The sequence below is a fragment of the Ferruginibacter sp. genome (genome assembly GCF_031391665.1).
GTDB lineage: Bacteria > Bacteroidota > Bacteroidia > Chitinophagales > Chitinophagaceae > Ferruginibacter.
The window spans coordinates 1-16,645 of sequence record NZ_JANMUN010000264.1; the positions used below are offsets into that span (position 1 = coordinate 1).

Consider the following 16,645-nt stretch of genomic DNA (forward strand, 5'->3'; position numbering starts at 1 on the left):
AGCCGCCCGAGTTCCTGGCCGCGGTGGCGATGGCGAGGCTGTCGAGCGTGAGGGCCTCGTGCTCCATGGTGATGTTGCCCCCGAGATCCGCCGTGGTCCCGCGGATGAAGGCGACCGTGATCGGAAAAGTCTTGTAGAACAGCCATTCCGTGCCGTCGATGTCCATCACGCGCACGAGCTCCTCCGTCGTGCGGGCGTTGATGCGCCCGCCGTCGAGGCGGGGATCGACGAACGTGCGAAGTCCCACCTTGGTGAGGAGGCCCGCGCGATGGCCGGCGATCTCGCGGAAGAGATGGCTCACGACGCCGAGCGGCAGGTTGTAGGCCTCGATGCGGTCCTCGATCCAGTATAGCTTCGTCCAGTTCTTTTTTAGCGGAAACCGGCAGCATATCTACAGCGCCAATAACATGCAACCTTATATTATTTTTATTAAGTGTGGGCACTTCTTTGCGGATGGTATCAACCAAAAGTTCCATTAATCCAGTTACTTCATACTCTGGCCTGTCCCAGTTTTCGGTACTAAAAGCATATAAAGTAAGGTATTCAACTCCGAGTTCTGCAGCGCCTTCTACAATATTACGCACACTTTCCACGCCGTTTAAATGACCAAAAAGACGGTCTTCGCCTTTTTCTTTAGCCCAGCGTCCGTTGCCATCCATAATTATGGCAATGTGTTTTGGTAGTTGCTGTATATTTATTTTATCCTTCTGGCTCATAAACACGTAAAACTATTAGTCAGGCACTGGGCCTGACTTGGGGGTGCAAAAGTAATAAAATTTAGTTGTAATTGGCGTTTTAAAGCAAATCTTACAGCTTGACTAATTTGCCTTTAAATACTTCGCCATTTATTATCATGCGGTAAAGGTATAAACCGGCAGTTGCATTGCTGATGTTAAACTGGCTGGTATTTTTAAAGTTACCCACCAGCTTACCCTGAGTATTATAAATTAGTATTTCATCAGCAATTGCAATATTCCCTTTTTGCATACATTTAAAAATCCCTGTTGATGGGTTTGGGTACATCAGCGGCGTTACTGCACTTGTTTCAATATTTGCCATGGCAGCACCACTGGCGCAGGCTTCTTTAGCACGCAAATATTCTTTGCTGTTATTAAGTTGACTTGAAAAGGTGCAGCCTGTACCGCTGGTTAATATTATTACTGCATTGGGTGAAATGTAATCGGGTAAATCAACAACTGATTGATTGCTGTATTTTAAAATACGGCCCATATCGTTTACTTCCCAGTTTAAATTGGCTGCATTGGCGGTTGTAGTTAATCTTGTAAAACAATTACCATTTTTATTAATTATTGTTGCTGAGAAAGAAGCAACAGTACATGCTTTACGTTGAGCATACCAAAGTACGTTGCTGATATTAACAAATTGCAAACTATACTGTGCCATAGTTGTAACCTGCCAAAAATTACCGGCTGCACCTTCGGGTATTTCTAAATAAAATAAAGAAGAATCTTTTGATGATGCAAAGCCTGGTACAACAGCATTGCCTTTATTATCTTTAATTAAAAAAGTTTTACTTACAGCATCTGCAGAGGCATACTTACCTCCGGAAAAACTGTTGGTTATATTAAAATAAATTTTACTGATGCCATTGGGTATATAAAAATATCCCGGTAAGCTGGATAAATCTGCATTGTAACTTTCTGTTTTATTGCCCAAAAAAGCTCCATTTTTATAAAAATAATTTCCGTTAGTGGTTATTGATAAATCAACTGCTGATTTATATTTTGAAACTACAGTTAAAATATAATTACCTGCCGCAGGCAAATCAATTGTATGCGTTCCTGCTTTGCTGTTATTATCTAAAGTAAAATCTTTTATTATCTGCAATGCTTTATCTGCAGATTCTACCAAAAAATTGATGTTGCCTTTGCCCGCCATATCAAAACGTGGAGTGTATTGAATAATGAAGCTGCCCGCTGATGGCGCTATAATATTAAACGTTGTTTTATTGTAATAATTTGCACCGTTAGTGTAACCAATTTTTGTATTTATTTTAGTTAGCGGGGCAAGGTTTGCAGAAACAAACTGTCCTTTTATAAAATCTGCTGCTTCCATTTTAAACTGGCTGAGTTGGTTACCGTACCTGCTTACATCCTGTAAAAAATTACCATCGATTTCATCAGCAGTTATTAATGGCAAATTACCATTTTGATAGGCAGTTCCGTTTATTACATTGTAAGCTGTATAAAAACCTGAGTTTGCTGCATATTTACTTACAATGTTTGCTATCATGTAAAAGCTGTTAACTAATTGCAGCCTGTTTGTTTTAGCTAAGTAAATACAAATAGCCCCATCCTTTTCTGCTTTTGTTACTGATTTATTTTGATCGTCATTGGCCAGATCAAAATACATAACCATATAATGCAAATAGGCTTTTAATTCTCTCAATCTTTCTTTTACAACTGCAGTTGCAGTTTGTGTTTGCTGTACAGCATTATTAAGTAATTGAATGTACAGTTCCATTTTATGTTTAGATGGTGCAGTCCTTTCATCTCCCCACATCTGCAAGATTTTGTACACCGTATTATTTGCGCCTGCAAACATATCAGTACAAAATTCATGCAGTGTACTGTCCACCTCAATATTATCTTTTAAATAACTGTTGGCTGCTAATAAAAAAGGCAGGCTGCCAAATTTTGCAGGGGATGCTTCCCACATAACACCCTGCGATTTTTTATCTTTTGCAATTTGTAATGTTGCTTTTAAATCATTCCATTTAAAGGAAGGCGTTTCTCCACTCCAGTTAGAAAGATTGAGGTATTGATATTCAGAAACATTTGCAGAGCGATTATACCAGCGGTTTCTTAATCCATTGGTGCTGCTTTCCATTTGATACACGGTTGGTATTAATTGTATATCAATATTTTTATTGATGGTGATTGATGCAGAAGGTACATCTGCATGGGCTGAATAGGCATACAATTGAAAATGTTTATCAGGGTATTTACCCATAATTTTTTCTGCCGTAAAATTTGCTAAAGTAAAATGCTGGTCGCTTTCTTTTGGGTAATCAACTGCACTGCACACATCGTTAGCTTTTGAATTGCCCCATAAAGCTCCATCGGGTACTTCTATACCAATATATTTATTATAGTATTTAAAATTGCGGTAGATGTTGGCATAACCCGCCGGATTACTGTAAATAGTATTTTTATACTGCGTATATTTTTGCTCTATAGTATTTGACCACAACTCCTTTGCGGAATTATTAAATACATCCGGTACCGATTGTACATTAACTTGCCTGCTGCCATTAAAATTAGCTACATAACACGGATTGTTTTGTAAGGTCGTTAAATAATTTCCACTCATTACATCACCACGATGGCCCCTGAAACCTGCGCTGCCCATCATACCATTACGGCGCTGGTACAATGCCCAGTTGTGCCCGTTTTCTCCAAAATAATTATCCCAGTTATAAACAGTAGTATTATCCATTATCCAGCGGTTATGACCACCGCTTACAAACCATGTTTTATATTTATAACTGCAGGAAAATGTTGTATCAATGCTTTTAAATGCTGATGAAAGCGACGGAATAATTTCCCATACACTACCGGGCTGATAAAACCTAAACCCTAACTGATGTAAATATTGATAAATACCAAAGTGCAGGCCATTATCTTCGGCAGCAGTAAATTTAATAACATTGTTTCCGTTACTTTCTGCCCTGCATGCCTGGTTGTCTGTAATAGAGCTATCGTAAATTAATATTACACCACTGGATGGCATAATGGTGTATTCCTGAGTATTAAACTGGCTGCCGGGTATTGCTTTTTGCAATAACAAAGCTGCATCCTGCGCCGTTGCCTTCATTAATTGAGAAGTCCGGGCCGGATAATAAACCGTTTGTGCCTTTGTATTGTATCCAATACATAAAGCAATTACTGCTGTAATAACGCAGTTGCGAATGAACGCCATAGTTAACTTGTTAGTGGTGAGATAAACTATGGTTCAATCACAGAAATAAAAGGATTTGCGCTGTTGTAATTCGCAGGAATTGTGGTTTGTTATTCTTTGGCTGGGTTATAAAATGATGAGGTAAGCCATCATTTATTTATTTGGAGGAAATGTAAATATAGACAAATTTACTTAAGTACAAAACAAAAGCCCCTGAAATTTTTGGGGCTCTTGATATAATTAAAAGGTTATGGTTATTTTAGTTTGCGCTTGGGCATCTGTAGCTGCTGATATTAAAAGAAATACCGATTTCTGCAATAATATACTGATCTCTTTGTTTGCTGAATCCACGCTGTCTGCCTTCAACACCTAAAACATTATTAGGGTCTAATTCATAAGAGCGATCCTGCAATAATGCAGCAGTAGAGGGCAGGCCATTGGGTAATGCTGCAAACCTGCCTGCCCCAATATAAGTTGTGCTGATATCATCTAAATAATCAGTAGTAGTAAAACGCTGAGAAATTTCGAAAGAAAGATTTAGTTTTTCGTTGATATTATACTTTACACCTGCGCCTAAAGGAAAACAAAATGCCATGGTGCTGTATTGCTTTCTTCCTTTATAACCAATAGTCTGGCCTTCGGTACCCAACGGACGTAAAAATTCTTTTTTACCATCTAAATAAGCATATGGATCGTAACTAAATACACCTGCGCCAAGTGTTACATAGGGTGTAAAAGCATAATAAGGATCGCCGGGTAAAAATTTAAAGAAGTTAAAATCGCCTTGTACTGCAAGTTCCCAAATGTTAGAATTGAAACTGAGATTTCGTGTTTTTTGATAATCGTTTTTGCTGTAGGTATCGCTGTAACCCACCTGTGCATAATGCGCAGCAATACGCATACCTACGTAATTGCCAAATTGTTTGCGAAAGAAAATTCCTAAAGCCGGCTTTGGCCTGTTTAAAGCCGCCCTGGTATTTATATCTCCAAAATAATGTGCTGCTCCTGCAGTTATTCCAACTTCTCCCTGTTGTACATACTCGTACCGCTGTGCATTGGTTTTATTTACCAGCACACAAATAAATATAATGGTAAGGACTTTCAGTTTCATAATAATATAATATGCAAAATAAAGAATTGTTTTGTTAAAACGAGCAGATTATGTTTTTCTGATACCGTGTTTGTTAATTTTTATTGTTTTTCCAATCTCATCCCTGCACTCATCACAGCAGGTAAAGGATCGTCTCTCATAATTTGGCTGATAGCAAATTTATAAGTGCCCGTTTTTGTAAACCGTTTTATCATTAATAATTGCCGTATCTCCCAAATATCATTCATGCCGGAGCCAGCCCAGCCAGCAGCATCGGTACCCAATTGCATATCTACTTTTCTAAAGTACAGGCTGTCGCCGGGTTCTGCAATGCCTATATTGAGCCATATATTATTGTATTTATAAGCATCAGTATGCCTTAAAACAATATAAGCCTTATAAGTAGCTGCAGTATCTTTTACCAAAAAACTTCCTTCAGTTTTAAAATTACTATTCCATTGATAATTTGGAATGCTGGTATTTTTTTCAAAAGTTTCAAGCTGGGTGCAGGATGAAAATAATAGGCAATAAGCAAATACCAACAGGCAACTGGCACAATGCATTTGCAACACTTTATTTTTTACACGAAAGAAAATGGTTGTATTCTTAAAAATCATACTGCAAAAATAACTATTGCTTATATATTACAATGCGTTTAACACCTGCTCTTTTGCTTTTTCCAGTTCGTCTTTCATTTTTACCACACATTTTTGAATGTCGGCATCATATGCTTTACTGCCGGTGGTATTTATTTCTCTGCCAATTTCCTGTAAAATAAAAGATAATTTTTTCCCTTTGCCTTCTTCCGGTTCCTGCAAAATTGATTTAAAATATTCGCAATGCTGGCGCAGGCGAATTTGTTCTTCATGGATATCTATTTTTTCCATGTAATAAATCAGCTCCTGCTCCATCCGGTTGTTATCTATATTTTCTTTGCCAACATTTTTTTCCAGCAACTGATTAATTTCATCTACAATTCTTTTTTTACGGTTGGGCTCGAGCAATAAAATTGCTTCTTCCTGTTCTTTAATTTTATCAATACGTTTTATTAAATCTTTTTCAAGGCCAGCACCTTCTTCGGTACGGTGAAGGTTTAAGTTATTTAATGCCGAAATTAAAACCTTATTAAATTCAGTAAAATCATTTTCGTTTAATACATCATTAGTAGGTGTTACCACTTCGGGCAAACGAAGTAAAGCACTTAAAACAGAATTGGTATCTATTTTAAGTTCGCCGGCCAGTTCTTCTATCTGCCTGTAATAGGCTTTAATTAAATCGGTATTTATATTTACAGGTTTGGTAGTGCCGTTTTGTTTAATATTTATAAAACAGTCAATGGTGCCTCTTACTAAATTTTCCTGCAAAGTATTTCTTATTTCAAACTCGTACGGCCTCAAAAGAGGTGGTAATTTTAATTGCAGTTCCAGCTGTTTTCCATTAAGGGCTTTTATTTCTACTAAAAATGTTTTTTCACCCACGGTTTGTTCGGCCCTTCCAAAACCGGTCATTGATTTAAGCATATGATATTATTATTTACTGCAAGATAACAATTTGCAATTTAGAATTTGAAATTGTTTACCGGTGAGATATGGAAATATTTTTTATTATTGCCGGTTCTAATTTTAAATCCCAAACTCAGCATTCTTAATTTCGGGATAAGCATCCAATAAGCTAAGGCGCATTATTCGTTCTGAATTTTGTAAAAGTTTAAATCCAAATTTTTCGTACAGGCCATGTGCATCTTTTGTACCCAGCAACCATCCCCTAAAACCCTGCAACTCCGCATGATTCATTATTTCAAACATCAGCCATTTACTTAAACCAATGCCCCGATATTTTTCAACTATAAAAACATCTGCTAAATATCCAAAAGTTGCTTTATCAGTAATTACTCTTGCAAAACCCACTTGGGTAAACGCACCTGCAGTTTCTTTTTTATAAACGCCAAAACAAAAAGCACCATCAATTGCTTTTGTTACAATTTCTAAAGAAATATTTTTAGCCCAGTAACTTTCTTTACTTAAATAATTATGAACTGTTGCAATATCAATTTTAGATTTATCGGTGCTGATGATAAAATCTTTTTTTAAATCAATAAACATTTTTAGTATTTATTTTATTACAGCAAATGTAAAAAACAGCCTTTGATAAAAATAATAAAGCCCGACATTTGATAGCCAGGCTTTGTTATATAGATGGGTTAGTAAGTACCGGGAACCAAATTCCCTTCACAATATTAAAAAGAATTTTTGCTAACATAAAATTATTTCCAAAAAATTTTATTAACATTTTTAATATGGCTGTGGATAATAGCGATGTTATTTTTAGTTTTTAAAAATAAATAACCAGCTTTTATTAAAATTTATTTATTCCGAAAAGTATTTATAAAAAAATTGAAACTGCTAAAAGTATTGATTTTACTATACTTTCAAAGGATGTGATTTTTTAAACTGAAAAAAAAAATTTAAGTTTTGTTAAACGGCACTGCAAAAAAATTATTAAATACTGAGTAAGTTTTGTAAGTTTTTTGGGTAAAAAATATTTTTATAAATTACCGGCTTAAAAGTTAAATAATGCCCTTTTTAAGCATTTTGCAACAAAAGCCGGATAAAATGCAAACCGCATTACCTTTGCTGAAAATTATTTTTATGCAATTTCCTTCGCCGGTTTCTTTACAATGGATTGCCGAATTTATTGGTGCAAAACTTTTGGGTAACACAAACGCAAATGCAACAGGCATTAACGAAATACACAAAGTAGAACAAGGCGATTTAGTTTTTGTTGATCATCCAAAGTATTATGAAAAATGTATTAACAGTGCCGCTAGTTTTATAATTATAAATAAAGAAGCACCCATACCCGAAGGAAAAGCTTTGCTTATTGTTGACAATCCATTTGAAGCGTATTGTAAAATTGCTAATCATTTTCGACCCTTTGAAGGAGCAGTAAAAACAATAAGCGGTACCGCAATAATTGGTGAAGGCAGTTTTATTTATCCCACTGCATTTATTGGTAACCATGTAAGCATTGGAAAAAATTGTATCATCCATCCTAATGTATCGGTAATGGATTATTGTGTAATTGGAGATAACGTAATTATACAAAGTGGAACAGTAATTGGCAGCGATGCCTTTTATTATAACACCAAAAAAGACCGTGAAGTATGGTATAAAAAAATGCCCAGTTGTGGAAGAGTAGTAATAGAAGATGATGTAGAAATCGGAAGTGGCTGCACCATCGACAGAGGTGTAAGCCACGATACCAGGATTGGCAAAGGAACCAAATTTGACAATTTAATTCATATCGGTCATGATACAGTTATTGGAAAAAATTGTTTGTTTGCTGCAAGCGTGGTAGTTGCCGGAGTGGTTACTATTAAAGATGGTGTAATACTTTGGGGCGGTGTTATTGTAAATAAAACTTTAACCATTGGAGAAAATGCAGTTTTACTTGGCCGTACCGGCGTAAGCGGCGATTTAGAAGGTAACAAAACTTACTGGGGTGCACCTGCACAGGAAGCCGGCATTGTAAAAAGAGAAATGATATGGGTAAAAAGAATACCGCAGTTGTGGGAAAAAGTAATGGGGAAATAAATTACTGAATAAACTTGTCGAAAAAATCGGTTTTCTTTCTTACAGATATTTCTACAGTAGTGCCATCTTCCATTTGTACATAGCCGCCACGACCCTTAAAATATTTTTTTACAAAGTTTATATTAATGATGCTGCTGTGATGAATTCTGCAAAATAAAGCAGGTGGTAATATTTCTTCAAATTCTTTTAAATTTTTTGATACCAGCAACTTTGTTTTTCCCTTACAAAAAATATAAGTATAGCTATTTTCCGCCTGTAAATACATAATACTATTAAGGTCTTCAAAATAACATCCATCAACAGCAGGCAATGCAATTTTTTGTGTACCTGAGTTTTCTGCCTTTAAATTTCCGAGTAAAGAATTAATTCTTGTATTTACGCTTCTTTCTTCCAGCCTTTTACCTGCTTTATTAACAGCTTCTTTCAGCTCATTTATATTTACAGGTTTTAAAAGATAATCGAGGGCCGCATACTTAAAAGCTTTTATTGCATAATCATTAAAAGCGGTTATAAAAATCACTTCGAAAGAAACAGGTGTTAATTTATCCAGCAAATCAAACGCATTACCATAAGGCATTTCTATATCCAAAAAAACAAGCTCGGGGTTTGATTGTTTTATTAATTCATAACCTTTTACCGGGTCAGGGGCGGTTCCTTTTATAAATACATCAGGGCAATATTGTTTCACCAATTCCAAAAGAGTTACAATATTCCCCGGTTCATCATCAATAATTATTGCCGAAATTGTTTGCATAATTTATACAGGTATATTTATTTCAACTAATGTGCCTGCAGCAGAATTATTTTCTTTTAGCAGATCGGTTACGGTTACAATAATTTTTCTTTCATTTATAGTATTCAGTAATTCTATTCTTTTGCCGGTTAAGCTCATACCTTTACTCTGGTATTCTATATGTTGTTTACTTTTTAATGCAGCAGCTTTATTTCTGCCAACCCCATTATCTTTTACAGAACAATACAAATTATCACCTTTTAAAGAAAAAGAAATTTCAATCTTACCTCCGCCTTCAGTTTTATAACGAATGCCATGCCTCAGGCTGTTTTCTACATAAGGCTGAAGCAGTAATGCAGGCATTGCTATATAATCTGCTTTAACTTCTGCATCCATATCAATAGAATAATTAAAGGTATCTCCAAAACGCATACGTTCCATATCCAAATATTTTTTTAAATAAGAAGCCTCTTCTGCAACTGTAATTGTTTTTTGAGAAGATATATCCAGCGTTTGGCGAATGAGTGCAGCAAATTCGGTAAGGTATTGATTGGCTTTTTCTTTATCGTTGGTAAGAATATACTGCTGTATGGAATTAAGACAGTTAAATATAAAATGAGGATTCATTTGAGATTGTAAAGCCTGTTGCTCCAATGCAGCAAATTGTTTTTGAAATTTATTTTTTTCTTCTAAACGTTTCTTTGTTATTTTATTGCGCCGGTTAAATAAAATAATAATTACTGAAAAAACTGCTGCTGCTGTTAGCAGGTAAAACCAAATTGATTTCCAAAAAGGACTGTCCACCAAAAAATTAATAGTAATGGTATTGCTTTTTATACCATATTTATTTACAGCATACAACTCTAATTTATAATCGCCGGCCGGTAAAGATTTATAATCGAGGTTATTAGCAGTTGTAGTTTTCCATTCATTATCCAGCCCGGTTAATTTGTAATTATAAATTATCTCGCCGCCCGACCTGAAAGAGATTCCTGCATATTCAAAATTTACGTTACTATTTTTATAAGATAAATTAAACGCAGAATCTATTTTAATTTCTTTGCCTGAAACATATACCCCTAACATTTGCAAATTGCAAATGGAGGAATTTGAAATACTGTTTTCGTTAAAATAAGTAAGTCCTGCAGGCGAACCCACCCACACAATACTATCTTTTATATACAATGCATTAATGGTATTGCTGGGTAACCCGTCGGATGTGCTGTATTTAATAATATTGTACTTGCCATTATTGGTGTTTATTTTATTAATGCCTTTATCGGTACCCACCCATAATGCATCACCTTCTATAAATAATGTTTTGCAAATGTTACTGCTTAATCCTTCTTTATCGGTAATAATTTTTATTACTTTTCCATTTTTATAGGCAACAATACCATTATCGCTTGTAGTAATCCATAAAGTACCGTCTGCTGCACTTTTTACATCGGTAATGCGGCGGCTTAATGCAGGGTGCAGATCGCCAAGGTAAGTATAAGTTTTATCTTCCTTTACTTCGTACAATCCTTTTAATGTGCCAATGTAATAATTGTTATTATGATAAAACACTTTGGTACAACGTTCCTGCCAAATGGTATCAACTATTTCTAAATCTTTAAGGCGCAGTTTAAAAGCGTAAGCAGATGTGCCAACAATAATAAAATCGTTGTTTATTTTTTCTACTGATTTAATGGGAGAAATGTATTTAATTAATGATTTTCCGTTTTCTAATTTTACTAAAAATTTATCAAAGCCCAATACAAGTGTTGAGTTTGAAATATTTACCATTGAATACAATCGATTAGTAGCAACGCTAACTCCTGACAATATTTCATTTAGCATGTAACTAAGTTCTTCAACTCTAAAATTCTTATCTATAAATTTTGCCCGATTTGCTTCCATGCCAGCTAAAATCCCTTTTTTATATTCTATTATACTGAATACCTCCTTGCTATTATTATTTGCATAAAAAGGATAAGTCTGCACTGCAACAGATGTTAACTTATAAATACCGCCACCGAGTGACGCAAACCAAATATTTTTTTCTTTATCCTCGATAGTACAGCTTATTTTTTTTCCTGGTAAAAAGTGATTAACAGTTTTTACCTCAATGGTATCTATACTCCATACACCATCGGTAGTATTTATATATTCCATAGAAGTCTCTGTACCTGTGGCTGAAATATATTTTCCGGGAAAAGAAAGAAAAGTATAACGATTACGGGAAATATCAGTTTTAACAATCGTTGAGAAGGAATCTATTTCTATTTTTAAGGCTTCATAATGAAACATAACTAATGATTTTTTTTCTTTCCAACTGAAATCCACATTGTTATATTCAAAAGATTCGTTATTATCATTGTTGATAAGTAATTTGCCAAAAAAACTTCCAAGTGAATTTCCATATATATATTTTAAGGTATAAATATTTTTAAAGTTGTATTTAATAACACTATCTAAAGGAGAAATAATTGTTATGGAAGAATAAGCAGAAATGCCTAAAAAATTATCTTTGTCTTCGGCTATTCCAAACACGCTTGCTTCCAGATCTATTTGTTTTACTAACTTGTCATTTTGCCTGTTGTGAATTTTACCTTTATAATAAAAGCATATTTCTTTACTAAAAGTTCCTATCCATACCCTTCCTTTACTATCAGCAAACACTTTCAACACTTCATTATCGGGCAAGCCATCCTTTACAGTAAAATTTTTAAAGTGGGTACCATCATAACGACTCAACCCGTTTTCAGTAGCAAACCACATAAAGCCATCTTTATCCTGGCACATGCTGTACACTGTTGAACCAGCAAGGCCGTCTTTAGTATCGTAGTGAACATAATTAAATTCCTGTGCAATCAGTAATACTGGTATCAGTAAATAAAATAATGTAAATAATGTTTTCAAAAAAGAATGATTTGCTTAGGTGAATGTAACAAAAAAAGCCCCGATTATATTAATCAGGGTCAGTTATAAAGTACAGATTCATTTGTTCAAGCGATGTTTTCTTAGGGCTAAATTCTTATTTTTTATAGGTTATTAGTTTGAAGTGAGATGGTATTTATAATTTAGAAAGCTCACTAATTTCTTTTTGAATTAATTCACGATTGTAAATTCTAACTTCATCCATTTTACCATTAAAGAAACCGCTAAGACCTGCAGTACTTTCAACAGCTCCCAACATAGTATAAAAATTCGCTGTACTGTAAGTAAAAGATAGGTCTGAAAATGAAGCTGTTTTTAATAACTCCCCGTTTATATAAATTTTCATTTGCTTTGTTACACTATTACAAACTCCGGTTACATGCGACCAAATGTTAGAAAAAATCACATTTGAGGGAGCATACACTTCGTTAACATTAAGACCTGTACCACAATCTTTACGCACTCCAAGACCATTATATCCAGCTCCATTTGAAAAATATAATATAAAGGGGTCTTGACCAGAGGCGGCTGCACCATGCCAAACAATAATTCCTGGGTTTAGATAATTATTTGGTCGAATCCATACTGAAATAGAAAAGCTTTCTTTCAAGTCCAGTGACGGGCTATTATTAATCTTAATATAATTTCCTACACCATTAAATACATATGCCTCATTTTCATTCCCAAATCTATCTGCCGTTAAACTAGCGCCAATGGCAACTCCATCATTTTTATTTATAGTTGCATCATTTGCATTGCCACTAAAGTGATAATGTGCTACTAATCCTTCTTTTAGTGTTGAAGTCGTTGGAGGTGTGGGATCAATACACTCTTTTTTACAACTAAATAACAGAGCCATAATACTTAGTAAAAATAATTTACTTTTCATAGAATCGTGTTTTCGATTGTTTGATAAACTCATAAAAAATATTTTCTATGATGTAAAAAACAACAAAAATGCCAAATAAGAGGTATAAAATTTGTAACTGTGCTGTTTTAGCCAATAACTGTGTAAAATCAATCCTTTTTAAAATCATACGGCAGCATATCGGCCATTTTTTTCCAGCCCAGGTACTGGTTAACGGTTATATCGGTCTGTTCAAAATAATAACCGTTCTGCTCTATAATAATGGATTGTTTTGGTACAAAAGATAAAACAGATAATTGAAATTTCGCCGGCTCATCTGCATTGGCAGTTAAATAATTTTGTTCGGGCTTTTCTTTAGTATAAATTATTACCACGTCGTTTTGGTTGGGCATTACTTCCACCGTATTGGTACTGTCATCTTTACTGTAATTCATGGCGCCATAAAAATTAAGCAGGGGCACCGCATTTTCTTTTTCATTATCCTTTATCAAAAACTGGATTTCAAATCCTTCTTCTTTTAATTGTTTATTATACAGGCTTCGCATAAAATGCAGCAATGAACCTTTGTATGCTTTTTGCCTTGCAGCAACCCATACATTTTGTTTGGCAGTATCAGCGGTTTGCATTTCGGTAAATAAAGAATAACCGGTGTATAAACTTACCTGTGTATTATACTCATAAGTAAAAGAATCCACTGTATATTTTATGGTGTAGCCTAAAGCTTCATTTGTAATTTCTAAAGGTTCGGTAGCTAATATTTTAAGGCGGTTTCTTTTTTTAGAAAAATAAAAATGTACGGCATCTTTATTTTTTATGGTGCATGATTTACTGTTTTCAGTTTTGCCGATAAAATTTTCCAAAAAGAAATCGCCATACTTTTCCCAGCCATCTTTTACTTCTCCGGTAGATCTTACCACCACATCTTCCATGGCTTTTTCTTTTTGCTTTAATTCAATAACCATGTTATTATCTGCATCAGCCGTAGAAATTCTTTTTGTTTCTGTTTGATAACCGGTGTAGGTAATTACCAAATCGTATCCGCCATTGGGCAATCCCAATTTAAAATTACCATCTGCATCAGTTGCTGCACCCTGTGTAGTATTTTGTGCAAATACCGATGCCGCCTGCAATGGCAACTTTGTTACCGCATCAATTACTTTACCCGAAATATAATAAGAAGACTGTGCATAAGCAGTAACCAATAATACCATTGCTGCTAAAAAGAGAATTGTTTTTTTCATGTGATATTTTTTGTACAGATTATCTGAGAGAAAACAAAGTGATTTTTATTTTACAAAGTTAAACAGCTACTTGTTAAGTTTATGTTGAAATGCCACACAGGTTTCTGCGATGGTTTCTTCTATTTTACGGTAATTAAATTGCGGTAAATATTTTTTTAATTTACTGTTATCAAAATTAACTTTTGCCAATGCAGTTTTTGCAGTTTCTTTTGTTACCAGCGGATCTTGTTTTGTAAATAAACTTTTTAAAGCCCCGAGCCGCCAAACAATTTTTGCAATAAGTGGTGTTACTGGTTTGTACGGCGGTTTTTTATTAAATGCTTTTGCCATTAAACTAAAAACATCCCGGTAACTTCTGTTTTCAGCACTTACAATAAACCGTTGTGCAGTAATATCGCTTTCCATCAACTGCATCATCGCTTTTACAACATCTCTTACATCAACAAAGCCTGTAGTACCTTCTGTGTACCAGGGAAATTCGTTGTATGCAGATTGAAATAATTTTGAACTGCCGCTGTTCCAGTCGCCTGCACCCAATATAATAACCGGGTTTACCATTACTGCATTTAATCCTTCGCCAATACCACGCCAAACTTCCAGCTCGGCCAAATATTTACTTTGCCCGTAATTACTGTTGCTGGTTTCTTCGGTCCAGTTCATGGTTTCGTTAATCAACTCGTTTTCTCTTATTCTGCCCAATGCAGCCACACTGCTTACATGCACCATTTTTTTTACGCCAGCTTCTAAGGCTGCATTTACCACATTAGCGGTGCCCTCAATATTTATTTTAAACATTTCCATTTTTCTTTTAGGGTTAAAAGTAACAATGGCTGCACAGTGATATACTTCGTCAATACCCATCATCGCTTCTTCCAAACCCACCACATCTAAAATATTACATTGAAATTGTTGCAGATTACTGGAATTAAAATTAGGCAATGCTGTTTTATTATAAATAGCCCTCACTTTTTTACCTTCATCAAGTAGTTGTGTAATCAATTCTTTTCCTAATAAACCTGCGCCGCCTGTTACCAATATCATACAATTATTTTTATAAAGATATTAAATGAATAAGTTGCTTATTGCTTTTATGCCCATATATGCCATTGCTGCCACTACAACCCATCCTGCAATGGAAAGCCACAATGGATGTTTGTAACTGCCGGTGATATTTTTTTTATGGGCAGCCAATAAAATTATTGCCAAAGCAAAAGGTAATATTAATCCGTTAACTGCACCTGCCATTACTAAAACTTTTACCGGTTGGCCAACAATTAAAAATATAATCGTAGAAAAAACAATAAAGGTTATAATTATAGATCGAAAATTTTTTGTAACCGCTGGGTGCAGCAATTTAGCAAACGTAACTGATGTAAATGCAGAACCTACCACCGATGTTATAGCGGCGCTCCACAATACCAAACCAAAAATTTTATAGCCCACTTCGCCTGCGGCAGATTGAAAGACAGTAGCTGCAGGATTTTCTGCACTTAAAGTTATGCCCTGCCAAACAATGCCCAATGCAGCAATAAATAAAATGAGCCGCATTAAAGATGCAATTAAAATTGCAGACACGGCACTTTTAGAAACCTGTTTGATATTTTCCTGCCCATGTATCCCTGCCTGCAGTAAACGATGTGCGCCTGCAAAACTGATATAACCGCCAACTGTGCCGCCAACAATTGTAAGTATGATGGTTTCATTTATTGTATCAGGAATAAAAGTTTTAATTACAGCTTCTGCCATTGGTGGGTGCGATTGAAAAGCTACATATAACGTTAATGCTATCATTACTAAGCCTAATAATTTTGCAAAAAAATCAATCGCTTTTCCCGCTTCTTTAAAAATAAAAATAATAACTGCAATGATACAACTGATGATGGCACCCGTTTGCACACTGCAACCGGTTAATACTTTTAAACCAAGGCCTGCGCCGGCAATATTGCCAATATTAAATGCAATGCCGCCAATAATTATTAACACAGATAAAATATAACCTGTGCCGGGCAAAACTTTATTGGCTACATCCTGTGCATACATTTTGCTTACACTAATGATGCGCCAGATATTTAACTGTGCGCCAATATCCATTAATACAGAAACAAGAATTACAAAACCAAAACTTGCTTTTAACTCTGCAGTAAACTTAGTGGTTTGTGTAATAAAACCCGGACCAATGGCCGAAGTTGCCATAAGGAAAGCTGCACCCATCAAAGGCCCGGAAAGAAAATTTTTATGCTTCATAGGCCCCTCCAAACCTCCCCCGAAGGGAGGCTT

Annotated in this window: 13 protein-coding genes and 1 pseudogene; 1 reads left to right on the forward strand and 13 read right to left on the reverse strand. The window is 35.1% G+C overall.

Annotated features, from left to right (window positions below; genetic code table 11):
• The 7 genes and pseudogenes from ACY651_RS20390 to ACY651_RS20420 form a co-directional block, all read right to left on the reverse strand.
• Nucleotides 1-301 (reverse strand): CoA-transferase (locus ACY651_RS20390; RefSeq protein WP_462255368.1); only part of this gene is annotated, 301 nt, incomplete at its 3' end.
• Between the two features lie 58 nt (nucleotides 302-359).
• Nucleotides 360-716: pseudogene (gene uppS, locus ACY651_RS20395) on the reverse strand (polyprenyl diphosphate synthase); the annotation flags it as partial.
• Between the two features lie 91 nt (nucleotides 717-807).
• On the reverse strand, nucleotides 808-3,942 hold the full coding sequence (locus ACY651_RS20400; RefSeq protein WP_462255369.1) for a DUF4838 domain-containing protein: 3,135 nt from the start codon (nucleotides 3,940-3,942) through the stop codon (nucleotides 808-810).
• Nucleotides 3,943-4,180: 238 nt separating this feature from the next.
• On the reverse strand, nucleotides 4,181-5,032 hold the full coding sequence (gene porG, locus ACY651_RS20405; protein ID WP_462255370.1) for a type IX secretion system protein PorG: 852 nt from the start codon (nucleotides 5,030-5,032) through the stop codon (nucleotides 4,181-4,183).
• Between the two features lie 80 nt (nucleotides 5,033-5,112).
• The gene (locus ACY651_RS20410; protein WP_462255371.1) at nucleotides 5,113-5,628 is read right to left on the reverse strand and encodes a gliding motility lipoprotein GldH; all 516 of its coding nucleotides are present in this window, start codon (nucleotides 5,626-5,628) and stop codon (nucleotides 5,113-5,115) included.
• 27 nt (nucleotides 5,629-5,655) lie between these two features.
• Complete coding sequence (locus tag ACY651_RS20415) at nucleotides 5,656-6,531, reverse strand: YicC/YloC family endoribonuclease (RefSeq protein ID WP_462255373.1); 876 nt, start codon at nucleotides 6,529-6,531, stop codon at nucleotides 5,656-5,658.
• Between the two features lie 102 nt (nucleotides 6,532-6,633).
• Nucleotides 6,634-7,113 carry a GNAT family N-acetyltransferase gene (locus tag ACY651_RS20420; RefSeq protein ID WP_462255374.1) on the reverse strand — a complete coding sequence of 160 codons (480 nt, stop codon included), beginning with the start codon at nucleotides 7,111-7,113 and terminating at the stop codon, nucleotides 6,634-6,636.
• Between the two features lie 471 nt (nucleotides 7,114-7,584).
• On the opposite strand from ACY651_RS20420, the gene ACY651_RS20425 reads away from it, so the two are divergent.
• Nucleotides 7,585-8,604 carry a UDP-3-O-(3-hydroxymyristoyl)glucosamine N-acyltransferase gene (locus tag ACY651_RS20425; RefSeq protein ID WP_462255375.1) on the forward strand — a complete coding sequence of 340 codons (1,020 nt, stop codon included), beginning with the start codon at nucleotides 7,585-7,587 and terminating at the stop codon, nucleotides 8,602-8,604.
• A 1-nt stretch (nucleotide 8,605) separates the two neighbouring features.
• Here ACY651_RS20425 and ACY651_RS20430 read toward each other — a convergent pair whose 3' ends face one another.
• The 6 genes from ACY651_RS20430 to ACY651_RS20455 form a co-directional block, all read right to left on the reverse strand.
• Nucleotides 8,606-9,358 carry a LytR/AlgR family response regulator transcription factor gene (locus tag ACY651_RS20430; RefSeq protein ID WP_462255376.1) on the reverse strand — a complete coding sequence of 251 codons (753 nt, stop codon included), beginning with the start codon at nucleotides 9,356-9,358 and terminating at the stop codon, nucleotides 8,606-8,608.
• A gap of 3 nt (nucleotides 9,359-9,361) precedes the next feature.
• A complete protein-coding gene (locus ACY651_RS20435) occupies nucleotides 9,362-12,241 on the reverse strand; it encodes a sensor histidine kinase (RefSeq protein ID WP_462255377.1) in 2,880 nt (959 codons plus the stop codon).
• A 154-nt stretch (nucleotides 12,242-12,395) separates the two neighbouring features.
• Nucleotides 12,396-13,148, reverse strand: coding sequence for a LamG domain-containing protein (locus tag ACY651_RS20440; RefSeq protein ID WP_462255378.1), 753 nt, complete (start codon nucleotides 13,146-13,148; stop codon nucleotides 12,396-12,398).
• A 128-nt stretch (nucleotides 13,149-13,276) separates the two neighbouring features.
• Nucleotides 13,277-14,368, reverse strand: a complete 1,092-nt coding sequence (locus ACY651_RS20445; RefSeq protein ID WP_462255379.1) for a carboxypeptidase-like regulatory domain-containing protein — start codon at nucleotides 14,366-14,368, stop codon at nucleotides 13,277-13,279.
• Between the two features lie 66 nt (nucleotides 14,369-14,434).
• Complete coding sequence (locus tag ACY651_RS20450) at nucleotides 14,435-15,409, reverse strand: NAD-dependent epimerase/dehydratase family protein (protein WP_462255380.1); 975 nt, start codon at nucleotides 15,407-15,409, stop codon at nucleotides 14,435-14,437.
• Between the two features lie 21 nt (nucleotides 15,410-15,430).
• A partial coding sequence (locus ACY651_RS20455; protein ID WP_462255381.1) for an NRAMP family divalent metal transporter occupies nucleotides 15,431-16,645 on the reverse strand: 1,215 nt, incomplete at its 5' end.